The 16,036-nt window shown below is 59.6% G+C and carries 7 protein-coding genes; 4 read left to right on the top strand and 3 right to left on the bottom strand.

The features are described 5' to 3' along the window. Nucleotides 1-45: 45 nt before the first annotated feature. Together treS and ACIPR4_RS17365 are read right to left on the bottom strand one after the other, a co-directional pair. Entirely contained in the window at nt 46-3,291 is a 3,246-nt protein-coding gene (gene treS / locus ACIPR4_RS17370) for a maltose alpha-D-glucosyltransferase (RefSeq protein ID WP_013569973.1), read from the bottom strand. Next, on the bottom strand, nt 3,288-5,330 hold the full coding sequence (locus tag ACIPR4_RS17365; protein WP_245536372.1) for an alpha-1,4-glucan--maltose-1-phosphate maltosyltransferase: 2,043 nt from the start codon (nt 5,328-5,330) through the stop codon (nt 3,288-3,290). Before ACIPR4_RS17365 ends, treS begins: the two co-directional genes overlap by 4 nt. Before the next feature lie 206 nt (nt 5,331-5,536). Between ACIPR4_RS17365 and treY the strand changes: the two genes are divergently transcribed. From treY to ACIPR4_RS17345, 4 genes are all read left to right on the top strand, one after another. Beyond that, the gene (treY, locus tag ACIPR4_RS17360; RefSeq protein ID WP_013569971.1) at nt 5,537-8,206 is read left to right on the top strand and encodes a malto-oligosyltrehalose synthase; all 2,670 of its coding nucleotides are present in this window, start codon (nt 5,537-5,539) and stop codon (nt 8,204-8,206) included. Between the two features lie 30 nt (nt 8,207-8,236). Further along, complete coding sequence (gene treZ / locus ACIPR4_RS17355; protein WP_013569970.1) at nt 8,237-9,985, top strand: malto-oligosyltrehalose trehalohydrolase; 1,749 nt, start codon at nt 8,237-8,239, stop codon at nt 9,983-9,985. A gap of 196 nt (nt 9,986-10,181) precedes the next feature. After that, nucleotides 10,182-11,387 (top strand): DUF5666 domain-containing protein, encoded by a 1,206-nt coding sequence (locus ACIPR4_RS17350; RefSeq protein ID WP_013569969.1) that lies wholly within the window; start codon nt 10,182-10,184, stop codon nt 11,385-11,387. Between the two features lie 61 nt (nt 11,388-11,448). Next, nucleotides 11,449-14,370, top strand: a complete 2,922-nt coding sequence (locus ACIPR4_RS17345; protein ID WP_013569968.1) for a TonB-dependent receptor — start codon at nt 11,449-11,451, stop codon at nt 14,368-14,370. Between the two features lie 284 nt (nt 14,371-14,654). On the opposite strand, the gene ACIPR4_RS17340 is transcribed toward ACIPR4_RS17345, so the two are convergent. After that, nucleotides 14,655-16,019 carry an NAD-dependent succinate-semialdehyde dehydrogenase gene (locus ACIPR4_RS17340; protein WP_013569967.1) on the bottom strand — a complete coding sequence of 455 codons (1,365 nt, stop codon included), beginning with the start codon at nt 16,017-16,019 and terminating at the stop codon, nt 14,655-14,657. Nucleotides 16,020-16,036 lie beyond the last annotated feature (17 nt).

The raw sequence follows: 16,036 nt of genomic DNA, 5'->3' as shown, positions 1-16,036 counted from the left end.
CCACGCTTGCCATCGTATGCCCGTTCGCCCCGTCTCTGCTTCAGCCTAACCAGCAATCCCTAACAGTCTCAAGATACCTCTGAGCGGGATGTGCGCCCACGTCGGGCGGCTATCCAACTCGTACTGCAACTCGTACATCGCTTTTTCCAGAAGGTACGCCTGCAGCATGACGCGCCGTGACGCACTCAATCGCCCGCCGGAGGCAGCTTCGTACGCACTCAAAAACTCCTTGGACACTTCTGCTTCCCACAGTGAAACCCATCCTGACGTCTCGCCGTGCTCATGCGCATAGGCCGCACCAGCGTAGCTGAACGACCGCAGCATGCCCGCGACATCGCGCAGGGGAGACTGCCGCTTTCGGCGCTCCACCAGCGACTTCGCCGGTTCGCCTTCAAAGTCCAGAAGGGCGAAATCTTTTTCTGTGCGCAGAATCTGCCCCAGGTGATAGTCCCCGTGAATCCTCGTCCAAAGTCCTGCCTCGGTTGCAGGCAGCTTCTCCAGCCGCTGCACGACTTCGTCCATTGCAGATCGCTTCGAAAGCAGACTCGCCGCGATCTCTTCCAGGTCTTCCGGAAGATCGACGAACTTATGCTTCAGCGTCGAAAGCGTACGCTTGACCTGCGCCCGCAGACGCGCCGCGTCCGCAGCCAGCTTGGCCGAGGTAGGTTGTTCCGGCGCGATCTCCGCACTGGCGCCCCCAGCAAAGGCGCGATGCATCTCCGCCGTACGCTCTGCCAGAACGCGTGCCGCAGCGATATACGAAGCGAACTCCTTTATGCCCGGCTGGCTGACCGTGCCGATGCGGGCAAGTTCCGCCTGCGTCCACTCCCACCCATCGCCCACGTTCTTCACCTGGGCCTGCAGAAGTCCCAGCGTGTAGCGTTTCTCCGGTGCATCTTCTACGCCCGGAACCGTGTAAGCGATCTCTCCTGCAAACGCGGCGGTGTAGGCAAACCCGGTCTCTTCGGTCAGGAAGCGTCCAAGCTCCACATCCGGATTCACGCCCTCTTCGATTCTGCGGAACATCTTCAGAATGAGCTGATCGCCATAGAGCACCGAGGTGTTGCTCTGCTCGGCAGAGGTCAAACGCGAGACCAGGCCGTCCGCTGCTTTCACCGCTGTGCCACGAAGGCCCTGCAGAGTACCGTGCTGCGTCGTTAGCGTCTCGTTCTTTTCGATCAGAGCGAGCACGGCATCGCGGACGGCTTGAATCGAGAGCGCGTCCACCAGGACACCTTCATGCAGACTCGCGCCTGCTACAGAAGGAGCCACGGAGCCCGCATCACTGCCACCACGCACCTTCGTCAGGACGAAGCGATCGTCTACGACTGTGTCGTCAAAACGCACCGCTACCGGCAGGGTGTACCGTTCGCTTGGGCCTTCCACATAGCAAACGTCCACAAGCAGAATGGCCGCATCTTCTACTGGCAAAAGAACCCAGTCAGCGACGGTCGTGCTCTGGATCGTGCGCGTCTTCGCGCCGAACCACCGTTGCCGCGCCATGTACTTCGGCAGAATGGCTTCCTGCAGGAGTTCAAGGCCCGGTCCGCTCAACACGCCCACGATATCGCTCGCGGGAATGACGACCTCAGGCGGTGCGCTCGGCAAGGTCTCCGCAGCCTTCGGCGCGTCTTGCAACTCCAGCCATAGGAACGCGTAGGGCCCAAGTGTGATGGCGTAAGCTGACTTGTCGATCGGCGGAAAAGGGACATAGCCCAGCATCTCTACCGGCACCATGCCCTCCCAGCGCGAGAGATCCAATGTCACAGGCTGCGCAAAACGCGAGAGGTTCGCTACGCAGACGACGCGCTCGCCGTTGTACTCGCGCACATAGGCGAGCACTTTGCGATTCTCCGGCTTGAGGAACTCCTGCGTCCCTCTGCCAAAGACCTGGAAGAGTTTCCGTAGCGCAATCATGTTGCGCGTCCAGTGCAGAAGGGAAGAGGTGTCCTGCTCCTGCGCTTCCACGTTGATCGCCTGGTAGCCCCAGATCGGGTCCATGATCACCGGCGAATACAGGGCCGCAGGCACAGCACGGGAGAAGCCCGCATTGCGATCGCTGTTCCACTGCATCGGCGTACGTACGCCGTTGCGGTCGCCAAGATAGATGTTGTCGCCCATCCCAATCTCATCGCCGTAGTAAAGGATCGGCGTTCCCGGGAAGGAAAACAGAAGCGAGTTCAGCAACTCAATGCGGCGGCGATTGTTGTCCAGCAACGGTGCGAGCCTGCGGCGAATGCCCACGTTGATGCGCATGCGCGGATCGCCCGAGTAGGCGAGGTACATATAGTCGCGCTCGTCGTCCGTCACCATCTCCAGCGTCAGTTCATCGTGGTTGCGTAGGAAAAGTCCCCATTGGCACGAATCCGGAATCGCCGGTGTCTGGGCCATGATTTCGGTAATCGGAAGGCGGTCTTCCTGTCGCAGCGCCATGTAGATACGTGGCATCAACGGAAAATGGAAGGCCATCTGGCACTCGTCGCCATCGCCAAAGTAGGGGCGCACATCGGCGGGCCACATGTTGGCCTCAGCCAGGATCAGGCGGTTGTCATACTCCGCATCGATGGCCGCGCGGATCTTCTTGATGATGACGTGCGTCTCCGGAACGTTTTCGCAACTCGTTCCATCGCGTTCCACAAGATAGGGAATTGCATCCAGACGCAGGCCGTCGACGCCCATATCCATCCAGAAGCGCATGGCATTCAGGACTTCTTCCAAAACGCGCGGATGATCGAAGTTCAAATCGGGCTGATGCGAAAAGAAACGGTGCCAGTAGTAAGCCTGTGCCGTCTCGTCCCACGTCCAGTTCGATTTTTCCGTATCGGTAAAGATGATGCGGACGCCGCTGTACAGCTTGTCCGTCTCGCTCCAAACGTACATGTCGCGCTCGGGAGATCCTGGAGGAGCCAGACGCGCCTGCTGAAACCACGGATGTTGATCGCTCGTGTGATTGATGACGAGTTCGATCATCACCTGCATATCGCGTGCATGGGCGGCTTCCAGGAACGCCTGGAAGTCTTCCACTGTCCCGTAATTCGGGTTCACGCTCATGTAATCGGAGATGTCGTAGCCGTCATCGCGTCCCGGCGAGGGAAAGAACGGCAGAAGCCAGATGCACGTGACGCCCAACGCTTGCAGGTAGTCCAGCTTCTCCATCAACCCCTGGAAATCGCCGATGCCGTCGCCATTTCCGTCGGCGAACGCCTTCACATGCAGTTCATAGATAACGGCATCTTTGTACCAGAGCGGATCGGTCGCGCTCCCCTGCTTCTTCGTTGCAAACTCACTCACGCCGTTACTCCGTCCTGCTGTTCTTGCTCTGTGGGAGCGCGGTGCAGATGCAGCACATGCGCTGGCATCTGCTGCGGGTCCAGCAAGACATAATTATGCGGCCCGCTCCATGGAAACACCGCATCGGTCAAAAGATCATGTGCTTCGAAGTGTTCATCCTGCCCGAAACCGAACTCTGCCATCGGCAGGTCCGTCATGGAGCTCTGCGGATTTTCCAGATCGAGGTTCACAACCACCAGGATGATATCCGTGCCCGCCTGTTTGCTGTAGCAGAGCAATTTGGGGTTATCGATAGGATGAAATCTCAGCGTGTCGTCCCGTTGGAGCGCCGGATGCAGCCTTCGTCCCCAGTTCAGTTTTCCGAGGAAGGGCATCAGAGAATCTTCGCTGGCGCGGTTCCACTCGCGGAGTTGATACTTCTCGCTGTCCAGATACTCTTCGCTTCCCGGTTTCACCGGAATCGAATCCATCAACTCAAACGCAGGCCCATAGACGCCATAGTTGGCTCCGAGGGTCGCGGCCAGAACCGCCCTCACCGCAAACGCCGCCCGTCCGCCGATCTTCAGCGAACCTGGAAGAATATCCGGCGTATTCGGCCAGAGATTCCCGCGGAAGAAGTCCCGCACAGGCTCGGTCGTGATCTCGATCATGTACTCCGTAATCTCTTCCTTGGACTCGCGCCAGGTGAAGTAGGTGTAGCTCTGCGAAAATCCACGCTTGGCCAGACCATACATCACGTGCGGACGTGTAAACGCTTCGGCCAGAAAGATCGCGTCGGGATACTGCTCCTGCACACGGTTCAAACACCAATCCCAGAAGGGAAGCGCCTTGGTGTGGGGGTTGTCCACACGGAAGATTCTGACGCCACGCTTCGCCCAGAAGAGGAAGACGCCAGCCAGTTCATTCCACAACCCTTGCCAATCGCTCGACTCGAAGTTCAGCGGATAAATGTCCTGGTACTTCTTCGGCGGATTCTCCGCGTATTGAATCGTTCCGTCGGGACGGATGGAAAACCACTCCGGGTGCTTTTTCACCCAGGGATGGTCCGGCGAACATTGAAAGGCGATATCGAGAGCGATTTCCATGCCGGAGTGTTGAGCAGCAGTTACCAGCGAGTCAAAGTCCGCGAAGGTTCCGAGTTCGGGAGCGATCTCCGTATGGCCGCCCTGCTTGTTGCCGATGGCCCAAGGGCTGCCGACATCGTCCGCAGCCGCCTCCGTGCTGTTGTTCTTGCCCTTACGAAAAGCTGTACCCACCGGATGGATGGGAGGAAAGTAAATTACATCGAAGCCCATCTGCCCTAGCTCAGGAAGAAGCTTCGCCGCATCACGCAAAGTTCCGTGCTTTCCAGCGGGCCCCGCAGAGCGCGGAAAAAACTCGTACCAGCTCGAAAACCGTGCGCGCTCGCGGTCCACCCAGAGCGGCATCTCTTCGCCGGTCGTTGCAAACTCCAGATCGGGATACTTATCGGCCAGAGCGACGATCTCTTCCGTCAGGGGATCGTCGTAGCGCTCCAGCTTCTTGTCCGCCAGCCATCGCAGAGAACTTGCAAAACCTTTCAATTGTTGTGCATCGTCGCCCTCGGCCCGAACAGAGGCCGCATCCAGCAAGAGGGCCCCGGAGAGAAACGCCAGGGGAATGTCTTTCGAAATCTCTCCGGTACCGGTAGGCGCAGGCTGTGCCGCAATCCGCTTCGCCAGGTCCGACCGCCAGGTATCGAAGTGGTCCACCCATCCCTGCACCTTGAACTCCCAACTTCCGATGGCGTCCACGGGAAAGCTCGCCTGCCAAAGGTCGTTGCCGACATCCTTCAGGCGCACCTCACTCCATTTGGAGGCGTCGCTCTTCCGGTAGAGCACCCGCGCTGCTACATGATCGTGTCCATCGCCATATACGGCTGCGGCCACATCCACCATGTCGCCCACAACGCGCTTCACCGGAAATCGGCCACACTCAACCTGAGGCTTAACACCCTCAACTACAACACGATTTCTACCTTCGGACGGCTTCAACGCAACCCCCTGCGACCTGGAACTCAAAGTGTCGCCTGTTTCCTGAAGGATGCTGCCTATCCCAACCGCGTTTGCCTTGATCTCCAAATTCCCGTTTCCTCGGCCACTTTGGTCTACCTGTCTTTAAAAGTGCAACCCGCGCCTTGGCATAAGGCTCTAAGCCAGAAAGAGACTCGTCACCCCGTCACGTACCTTTCCCTCAGGACAAAATAACCATAGAGCCCAGGAAATTCATGCCTCGTACGCCTTTATCGACCTACCGCCTGCAGATCCACGCTGGATTCGATTTCCGCGCGGCCACTGCCATGGCAGATTATCTTCGCGACCTCGGCATCACGCACATGTACAGTTCCCCGTATCTCCAGGCCCAGGCCGGAAGTATGCACGGCTACGACGTCGTCGATCACCACACCGTCAACCAGGAACTCGGTGGCCGCGAAGAACACGAGCGTCTCTGTAACCGTTTGAAGGAATTGGGCTTGGGTCAGATTCTGGACATCGTCCCAAATCACATGTCGATCTCCGGCAAGAACAAGATCTGGCTGGACGTTCTGGAGAACGGTCCCTCCAGCCGCTTCGCCTCGTTTTTCGATATCGACTGGAACTCCGCCGAACAGCGCCTGCGCGACAAGGTCATGCTCCCGGTTCTCGGCGACCAGTACGGCCGCGTCCTCTCCAAGGGAGAACTTAAAGTAGGACGACAGGGAAGCGCCTTCGCTGTCCAGTACTTCGAGAACAGTTATCCCCTGGAGCCGCGCAGCACCGCCCATCTGCTCACGCGAGCGGCAACGATTGCAGCCTCCGACACGCTCAACTTCCTCGCGGAGTCCTTCCGCCGTCTCCCCTCGCCCGACTCCACCGATCGCCTCTCCCAGCACGCCCGCCACCGGGACAAGACTGTTCTCCGCGGCATGCTCGACCGGCTTTGCTCCGAAGAGGAGGGTGTCTGCAAGGCGATTGACGAGACCCTGGCCGAGGTGAACGGCAGCACCGATGCCCTGGACGATCTGCTCAACCAGCAAAACTACCGTCTCGCCTTCTGGCGCACCTCGGACCAGGAGCTTGGCTACCGCCGCTTCTTCGACGTAAATAACCTCGTCGGTCTTCGCCAGGAGCGCGAGCATGTCTTCGAAGAGACCCACGAACTGATCTTCCATTGGCTTCAGGAAGGCGTCCTCGATGGCGTCCGCGTCGATCACCCCGATGGCCTCCGCGACCCCTCGCAGTACTTCGAGCGTCTGCGCAAGCACGCCCCGAAGGCGTATGTCGTCGCGGAAAAGATCCTCGAACCCGGCGAATTCCTTCGGACCACGTGGCCTGTGGAGGGCACTACCGGCTACGACTTTATGAACGTCTGCAACGCGCTCCTCGTGCATCCCGAAGGCATCGCGGAGCTGGAGTCCATCTACCGCGATTTCACCAAGATGCCCACGGACTTCCCGCAGATCGCCTACGAGAAGAAGAGCGCCATCGAACGCGAGACGCTCGCCTCGGACGTCAATCGTCTGGCGAATCTCTTCGTCGAAATCTGCGAAAACAACCGCGACTTCCGCGACTTCACGCGCTCGGAGATCCGCCGTGCCATCCGTGCCGTCGCCGCCTGCTTTGGCGTCTATCGCACCTATGTTGTTGCTGCCTCCGATGGCCCCGACGAGATTACCGACGAGGACCGCCAGCAGATCGCCGAAGCCGTCGCCGAAGCCAAGATCCGCAAGCCTGACATCGACACCAGTCTCTACGACTTCATGGCGGACATCCTCAGCCTGCGGAACCGTGGACCGCTCGAATCTGAATTCATCGCCCGCTTCCAGCAGTTCACCAGCCCGGTCATGGCCAAGGGCATCGAAGACACTGCCTTCTATACCTACAACCGTCACGTTGGCATGAACGAGGTCGGCGGAAATCCTTCGCGTAATGGTCTCGCCCTCGCCGACTTCCACTCCTATCAGGAGACGATGCAGGCGACGCACCCCATCACCATGACGGCGCTGTCCACGCACGACACGAAGCGGTCGGACGACGTCCGCGCCCGCCTTGCCGTGCTGGCGGAGATTCCCGACCGCTTCCGCCTCGCGATTCGGCGCTGGTCGCGCATGAATCACAGCTTCCGGACGGGACGTTTTCCCGACGCCAACTCGGAGTACTTCCTCTATCAGACGCTCATTGGCGCGTGGCCTATCACCGTTGAGCGCGCGCAGGAGTACATGACCAAGGCCATGCGCGAAGCCAAGCTCGAAACCGCATGGACCGCCCAGAACGCCGACTTCGAAGACGCGATGCACAACTTCATCGCCAGCATCCTGCAGCACGAGCCCTTCATTACAGATCTGGAAGCCTTTGTTGCCCGGATCAATCGGGCGGGCAGGATCAACTCTCTCTCTCAGACGCTGATCAAATACACCGCTCCCGGCATGCCCGATCTCTACCAGGGCAGCGAACTCTGGGACCACTCGCTTGTCGATCCCGACAACCGCCGCCCGGTCGACTATGATCTGCGCCGCTGGCTTCTTGGAGAGATCAAGAACCTCTCGCCCTCGGAGTTCACGGAGAATCTCGAGTCGCGCTTCGAAGACGGAAGCCCCAAGCTCTGGACCATTTACCAGGCGCTTCGTCTGCGCAACGAACGTCCGCATGCCTTTGGTGCGGAGGCCGCTTACGTACCCTGCGAGGTAGCAGGACCCCGCGTCGACAACGTCGTCGCGTTTACGCGCGGAGGCGAGGTGCTCAGCCTGACGCAACGTTTTCCATACAAGACCGCCGGGGCGTGGCCAGTCACCACGCTCGTCGTTCCTCCCGGCCGATGGACCAACCGTCTCACCGGCATCACGGTCGCCGGGGGCCGCGTGCGCGTCGGCAATCTTCTTGACCGCTTTCCTGTTGCCCTGCTCGTCCGCGAGCCTTAACGAGAAGCCACACGTCTTCTGAGGAATCCAATGAATCGCTTCTCCGTCTGGGCCCCACAACGCAAAACTGTCTCCGTCCACGTAGGCGGCAGCGTTCTTCCGCTCATCGGTCCCGACGACCGCGGTTGGTGGTCGCTCGACCATCCTACCGCCGCCCACGGCACCGATTATGCCTTCCGCGTCGATGACGATGAGGCCGACTATCCCGATCCGCGCTCACCTTGGCAGCCCGAGGGCGTGCATAAGACCTCCCGTGTCTACGACCATTCGCTCTTCCAGTGGTCCGATAAAAACTTTCAGCCCACACCTCTCGCCTCTGCGATCTTGTACGAGATGCATGTCGGCACCTTCACGCCCGAAGGAACCTTCGATGCGGCGATCGAGCACCTCGACTATCTCGTCGATCTCGGCATCACGCACGTGGAGCTTCTCCCGATCGCTTCCTTTGAAGGCCATCACGGCTGGGGTTATGACGGTGTGGCGCTCTACGCTCCGCACGAGCCGTACGGAGGCCCGGACGCCGCCAAGCGCTTTGTCGATGCCTGCCATAAGCGTGGTCTGGCTGTCCTTCTGGATGTCGTCTATAACCATTTCGGACCGACGGGAAACTACACCGGTATCTTCGGCCAGTACCTCAACGAGCACCACCACACGCCATGGGGTGCGGCCATCAACTTTGAAAGCACGGGGGCCGATCAGTCTCGGCGTTTCTTCGTGGACAACGTCCTTCTGTGGCTTCGCGACTATCACTTTGACGGCCTGCGCCTGGACGCGATCCACGAGTTCGTCGACCGCTCCGCGATCCACATTCTGGAACAGATGTCTTCGGAGGTCGAAGACCTCTCCGCTGCCATGGGCAAGAAGCTCGTGCTTATTGGCGAGAGCGATCTGAACGACCCTCGCGTCGTGACGCCCCGCGCTGCGAACGGTCTCGGTCTCGAAGCGCAATGGTCCGATGATTTCCATCACGCTCTCTTCTCGGTCATCACCGGCGAGCAGGCGGGTTATTACGTGGACTATGGCGATCTTGACGACCTTGCTAAATCCCTTGAATGTGTCTTCGTCTTCGATGGCAAGTATGCTCGCAACCGCTCCCGCGACCACGGCCGTCCCGTCGCAGGTCTTTCGTTTCACCGCTTCCTCGGCTACATCCAGAACCACGATCAGGTTGGCAACCGCGCCAAGGGAGATCGTCTTACCGACATCGTCTCGTTTGAGTGTGCCCAGATCGCTGCTGCGATTGTCCTCACAGCGCCCTTCGTTCCCATGCTCTTCCAGGGCGAAGAGTGGGCGGCATCCACGCCCTTTCAATACTTTGCGGATCACCAGGACCCGGAACTCCGCAAGAATGTAGCGGAAGGCCGCAAGCGCGAGTTTGCCGCCTTTGGCTGGAAGCCGGAAGATGTTCCCAATCCCGAAGAGCCAGCGGCGTTTGAGGTCTCCAAACTCAAATGGGATGAAGTGAAGCAGGCCCCGCACTCCACCATGCTCGCCTGGTACCGCGATCTGATCCGCCTGCGCCGCTCTACACACGATCTGAACCGTGGCGAGTATGGTTCGGTTTCGGTGAAGATCCGTCCGGAGGCGCGAACCATCGAAATCGCTCGACACAGAGTGATGACGCTCGTAAACCTTGGAGAAACCACGCAAACGTTCAAGCTGGATAGCCCCGCGACGATCCTGCTCGCCAATCGGGATGGGCTCGATCTTCAGCCGGGGATGGTGACTTTACCGCCGGGAACCGTGGTCATTCTGGAATTTAAGCAGGGCTTAAGCTGATAAGTCCTAAAATAGAACTCACCGTTCCTTCACGACACGAATAACTGAGACACGAAATTCCAGATCTTATTCCTTTGCGGGGGAAACTTTTAGGTTCTGGAAACGTATCTCAGTAACGTACCTCAGTAGGTTCGGCCGGATTCGTGTGATCGCTCCCTCCACACGTCGCCGAGATGTCTTTCAGGATTCCTATCGTATGCGCGTTCTCCAACACACCTTTGCCGTGGCACTTATTTTCTCCGCCACCTCCATTGTGTACGCTCAGGCCGCACCCGACGCTTCCGTAGCGGCGGCCCGTACCAGCCAGCGCGGTACGGTTAAGTCAATTACGGGAACGACACTCGTGATCGCGACCGATGCGGGCGTGCAGTACACCGTTTCCGCGGATGCCCCGGCGAAGGTCGTCGTTCTCGCTCCCGGCAGCACCGACCTCAAGACAGCCGAGCCCGGCACGCTGGAGAGCATCTCCGTCGGAGACCGTGTCCTGGTCTCAGGCAAGCCCGGCGACGCTAACGCGATCATGGCCCTGCGCGTCATCGTGATGCGCTCTGCCGACATCGCGCAACGCAACGCAGCGCAGCAGGCCGACTGGCAGCATCGCGGCTCCGGCGGCATCGTCTCTGCGGTCGATCCCGGCACCGGCTCCATCACCATCAAAGTTGGCTCGCGCACGCTACAACTCGTCACCTCGCCGAAGACGATCTATCGCCGCTATGCTCCCGGCTCGGTCAAGTTTGAAGAGGCCACGGCCAGCAATCTGCAGCAGATCATGGTGGGCGACCAGCTTCGCGTTCGTGGCGATAAGTCCGAAGACGGCACCTCCATTACCGCTGAAGAGATCGTCAGTGGCGCCTTCCGCAATGTTGCCGGAACCATCGCCTCCATTGATGCCGCAAACTCTTCGCTTACCGTGAAGGACCTCGCGACGAAGAAGAACGTCGTCGTTCACCTTACGCCGGAGAGCGATCTGCGCAACCTTCCCGCCCAGATGGCGACGATGCTCGCCGCACGCAACCGTGGTGGAGCAGCAGGAGCAGGCGGCCAACGTCCCGCTGGTGCACCTGCCGCTGCTACTCCCGCACCCGCCGAGGGCGCAGCCGCACCGGGACCTGGTGGTCCAGGCGCAGGTCGCGGTATGGGAGCAGGTCGTGCGGGTGGAGGAGATCTCTCCCAGATGATCGCCCGTCTTCCAGCGACTACACTTACCGAACTCAAGCCCGGCGCAGCTCTCATGATTGTCGCTTCTCAGGGCGCACCCTCCGATCCGCTCACCGCTGTGACGGTTCTCTCTGGTGTTGAGCCTATCCTTGCCGCGACGCCTTCGGGCTCGCAGCCCATGTCCCTTTCCCCCTGGAACCTTGGCGCCGGTGGTGCCGAAGCCGGTGGCGGCGGGCCGCAGTAACGTTTTTTTCGATTTCCTGCGTCCTTATTTTAGTGTGCAGATTTTTCTCTAGGAGTAATGCGTGCCGTCTTCCAAACTGCTGAACCTTGCGTCCCTTCCCGTCCTTCTCTGCGCCACTGCCCTCATGGCACAGACTACGGCCGCTCCGGCGCCCATAAGTTCAGCCACCACCCAGACCACGGCGGCTGCGTCCGCCACGACTCCTACCGTTCTGCGCGGCACCGTGACCGACCCTGACCTTGCGGTCGTACCCGGTGCGACCATTACCGTCACACCGCCCAAAGGGCCAGCGCTGATGACGACCTCTGGCGCGGACGGCTCCTATAAAATCTCGAATATTCCAGCAGGCACCTACGCCGTCACGATCACCATGCCCGGCTTCGCCTCCGTGGTGCGCCAGGGACAGAAGTTTGGCCTCGGCCAGGTCGTCAACATGGATGTCAAACTGGCCATCCAGGAGAACAATACCGAGATCAGCGTCACGACCTCCTCCAATCAGGTTTCGGTCGACGCCGATTCGAACGCCAGCGCTGTCACGATCAAAGGCAAGGACCTCGACGCCCTCTCGGATGATCCCGATGAACTCTCCAGCGAACTGTCCGCTCTTGCTGGACCGTCCGCAGGTCCGAACGGCGGCCAGATTTACGTCGACGGTTTCACCGGCGGCCAGCTTCCTCCCAAATCTTCCATCCGCGAAATCCGCGTGAACCAAAACCCGTTCTCCGCGCAATATGAGCGCCCCGGCTACGGCCGTGTCGAAGTGCTCACGAAGCCGGGTACAGATACGTTCCACGGACAGGCGAATATTCAGGGCATCGCGTCGCAGCTCAACACAGCGAACCCGTTCCTCAGTGGACAGAACTTCCCGGCGTATCACACGCTCTTCTTCCTCGGCTCCCTTACGGGCCCGCTCTCGAAGAGTGCTTCGTTCTCCGCTGCGGGAAGCTATCGCGACATCGAAGACAATGCTGTTGTGAACGCAACGACTCCGGAGGACGCTACGGGCGCCTTTTGCCAACCGGGTAATGTCACCTGCACCTTTACTCAATTGCGTAGTGCGATCTCCCAGCCGCGCAAGCGGTACGACTTCACACCTCGGATCGATCTCGCTCTCAGTGAGAAGAACACCCTCATCGTTCGTTACCAGTACGAGCACTCGGACCAGCAGAACTCGTTCAACGGCGGCCTTCTGCTTCCCTCTACGGGAACCAACAGCAACAGTAGCGAAGGTGAAATTCAGATCTCCGACAGCCATATCTTCAGCCCGCGCGTGATCAATGAACTTCGCTTCGAGTACCAGCGTGCGCGCGCAGCACAGACACCCGTCTCCACCGATCCAGGACTTCTGGTTTCGGGCTTTTTTACGGGCGGCGGTACGAGCAGCGGAACCTCCTCCACGCACACGGACCACGTCGAAGTGCAGAACTACACTTCGATTCAGCTTGCCAAGAATTTCATTCGGATGGGTGGACGTCTCCGCACTACGCGCGAGGCACTCAATTCCACGGCCGGTTCCAACGGAACGTTTACCTACACCTCGCAGGCTGCATACACCGCGAACCTTCCCAGCCAGTTCACAAAAACAATCATCAATCAGGCCAACGTCGAAAACCGTCTGACGGATGTCGGTCTGTATATTGAAGACGACTGGAAGCCGAAGCAGAACCTGACCATCAGCTACGGCACACGCTTCGAAGCCCAGACCAACATCAACAGCAGCCATGACTTTGCGCCACGCATCTCTGCCGCGTACGGCATCCCGCGCAAATCCGGTGCGCCCGTCACCGTCATCCGGACTGGCTTCGGCATTTTCAGCGACCGCTTCGACATTGGCAATGTCGTGACGACCGTTCGTCAGAATGGCATCAACCAGATCCAGCAGGTTGTAAGTGCACCGCCTGCTGGCTGCACGCCCGCGACCCCCTCCGCTTGTACCGCTAGCGCGACCACCACACAGAACACGATCTATACGCTGGCTCCCAGTCTGCGCAGCGAATACAACATGCAGTGGGCAATCGGCGTGGATCAGCAACTCTCGAAGACGGCTTCACTGTCGGTGAATTACATCAACTCCCATGGCATCCACGAGTTCATGTCCCGCGTTACGGGCGTCACCGCCACTGCGTTGAACTACCAGTTTCAATCCGAAGGCGTCTACCGCCAGCATCAGCTGATCGTGAACGGCAACTACCGTCCTTCGCGCAACTTCTCTCTCTTCGGCTACTACGTCTATAGCGTGGCGAATTCAAACGCCAACGGAGCGACGTCCTTTCCCTCGGATTCCACCAATCCGCGCACGGACTATGGCCGCGCCGCGTTCAATAACTCCAACCGCCTGTTTCTCTTCGGCAACTTTACTGTGCCCTATGCGATCAGCCTGAGCCCGTTCATGATCGTGAACTCCGGTACCCCTTACAGCGTCACGACTGGTACGGACGTCAACGGCGATTCGCAGTTCAACGATCGTCCAGCCTTCGCGCCCGGCGTGAACTCTTCCAACGCAAGCTGCACCAGCGTTGCAAGCTATACGGTCCCTGGCGCTGGAACTTCTTACACGCCCATTCCGGTTAACTCCTGCCTTGGACCGGCTAACTTCAGCTTCAACCTTCGCGTCTCGAAGGCCTTCGGCTTCGGCAAGCGCGCCGGTGCTGTAGCGGCTGCTGACGGCGGGGCTGCCCCGGCACCAGGCTCACGCCGTGGTGGTGGTGGTGGTGGCGGTGGTGGTCGTGGTGGCCCAGGCGGCGGAGGTCCTGGTGGCCCTGGTGGTCCCTTCGGCGGTGGCGGAAGCAATGCCCATCGTTATAACTTCAATCTTGGCGTGCAGGCATTCAATCTCTTCAACGTCGTACCGTACGCCGCTCCCGTTGGATACCTCAGCAATCCAACCAACTTCGGTAAATCCATCGCTCTTGCGCAGGGCGGGTTCGGTGGCACCAACTCTGCCGTTCGTCGCATCCAGTTGCAGCTTTCGTTCAACTTCTAAACGAACAGTAGCAACAGAAGGCCCGACGCGCCTGCGTCGGGCCTTTCTGTTTAATTTTGTCATTCCGTAGCGAAGCGAAGGAATCTGCTGTTGCTTTTCGTGCCCCATTCTTTCGCGGCTTCATCGCGAAAGGGTGGGGTCGCGCGGGGCGCACAAACCTGATCTGTGAGGAAGGTGAGCGAAGCAGATTCCTCCGCTTCGCTACGGAATGACAAAGGGAGAGATTCGTAGCGAACTTACCCCACCCTTTCGCAAAAAACGCGAAAGAATGGCGCACAAGGCTTTCAAGCCACAACAACGGACTTCGCATTCAGAAACTCACGCATGCCCGCAGCGCTTAACTCCCGTCCATAGCCTGAACCCTTTACCCCACCGAAGGGCATGCGCGGATCGCTGGCGACCATCGCATTAAGGAACACCATTCCCGCTTCGATCTCTGAGACCATCCGCTGCTGCTCGGCCGGATCGCTTGTCCACACAGAAGCGCCGAGACCGAAGTCCGTGTCGTTTGCGATCTGGATGGCCTCGGACGTATCGCGCGCGGAGAAGACCATCGCTACCGGTCCAAAGATCTCTTCGCGATAGACAGCACTTGTCCTCGGGACATCCACGATCACCGTTGGTTCAAAGTAGAAGCCGCGGCTCAAAAGCTTCCCACCGCCGACCACGATGCGTCCGCCTGCCGCTATCGCATCGGCAACCTGCCGCTCGACTTCAGCCAGCCCTTGCGCGGAGGCCAGTGGGCCAACTTCGGTATCCTCGCGCGATGGATCGCCTACCTTCAGCGATCCCATCTTCCGTGCAAAGCGACGCACGAACTCTTCGTAGATGCTGGCGTGCACGATGAAGCGTTTGGCGGCGATGCAGGATTGCCCGCTGTTCACCGTGCGCGACTGCGCTGCGACCTCTACCGCCGTGGCTAGATCTCCCGTCGGCATCACGACAAAGGGATCGCTCCCACCGAGTTCGAGTACTGTCTTCTTCAGGCAGGCACCAGCCTTCGCGGCGATAGAGCGCCCGGCGCGTTGGCTTCCCGTCACTGTGACGGCAGCCACGCGAGGATCGCCGATCACGCCTTCTACCTGCTCTGTTTCGAGGAAGAGCGTCTGAAATGTTCCGCGCGGAAATCCAGCGCGTCGTGTCAGGGTCTCAATCGCAAACGCACACTGCGGCACGCTGGGCGCATGTTTCAACAGGCCCACATTGCCCGCCATCAGGGCCGGTGCGAGGAAGCGAAAGACCTGCCAGAACGGATAGTTCCACGGCATTACCGCAAGGAGGACGCCAAGCGGGTCCCAGCGCACATAGCTCTTTCCCGTGCCCGTCGGAATCGCTTCAGGAGCCAGGATGCGCGCCGCGTTTTCGGCATAGTAGCGGCAGCAGGTCGCGCATTTTTCAATCTCTTCGCGGCCCACGCGCAGAGGCTTACCCGTCTCCTGCATCATGGTCTGGGCCAAATCTTCGACGTCTTCTTCGAGCAGCGTCGCGAGCTTCCGCATACACAGGGCGCGATGTTCCACGGGCATCTTCTGGAAGTCGCGAAAGGCCTTCGCAGCCAGCGCAAGCTTCTCTTCAAGCCGCTCCGCCGTCAACGGCTCAAACGTCTTCAGCGTCGTGCCATTCGCCGGATTAATCGAAGCTATCGCCATATCCCCTTATTCTGCAC

The sequence above is a fragment of the Terriglobus saanensis SP1PR4 genome (genome assembly GCF_000179915.2).
GTDB classification, from domain to species: domain Bacteria; phylum Acidobacteriota; class Terriglobia; order Terriglobales; family Acidobacteriaceae; genus Terriglobus; species Terriglobus saanensis.
This window is presented reverse-complemented; position numbering and strand designations above follow the sequence as displayed.

Bases quoted from the DNA above. Each gene is read 5' to 3' on its own strand.
- ACIPR4_RS17340 (WP_013569967.1), bottom strand. From the start codon at position 16,019: ATGGCGATAGCTTCGATTAATCCGGCGAATGGCACGACGCTGAAGACG.
- ACIPR4_RS17350 (WP_013569969.1), top strand. From the start codon at position 10,182: ATGCGCGTTCTCCAACACACCTTTGCCGTGGCACTTATTTTCTCCGCC.
- treZ (WP_013569970.1), top strand. From the start codon at position 8,237: ATGAATCGCTTCTCCGTCTGGGCCCCACAACGCAAAACTGTCTCCGTC.
- treY (WP_013569971.1), top strand. From the start codon at position 5,537: ATGCCTCGTACGCCTTTATCGACCTACCGCCTGCAGATCCACGCTGGA.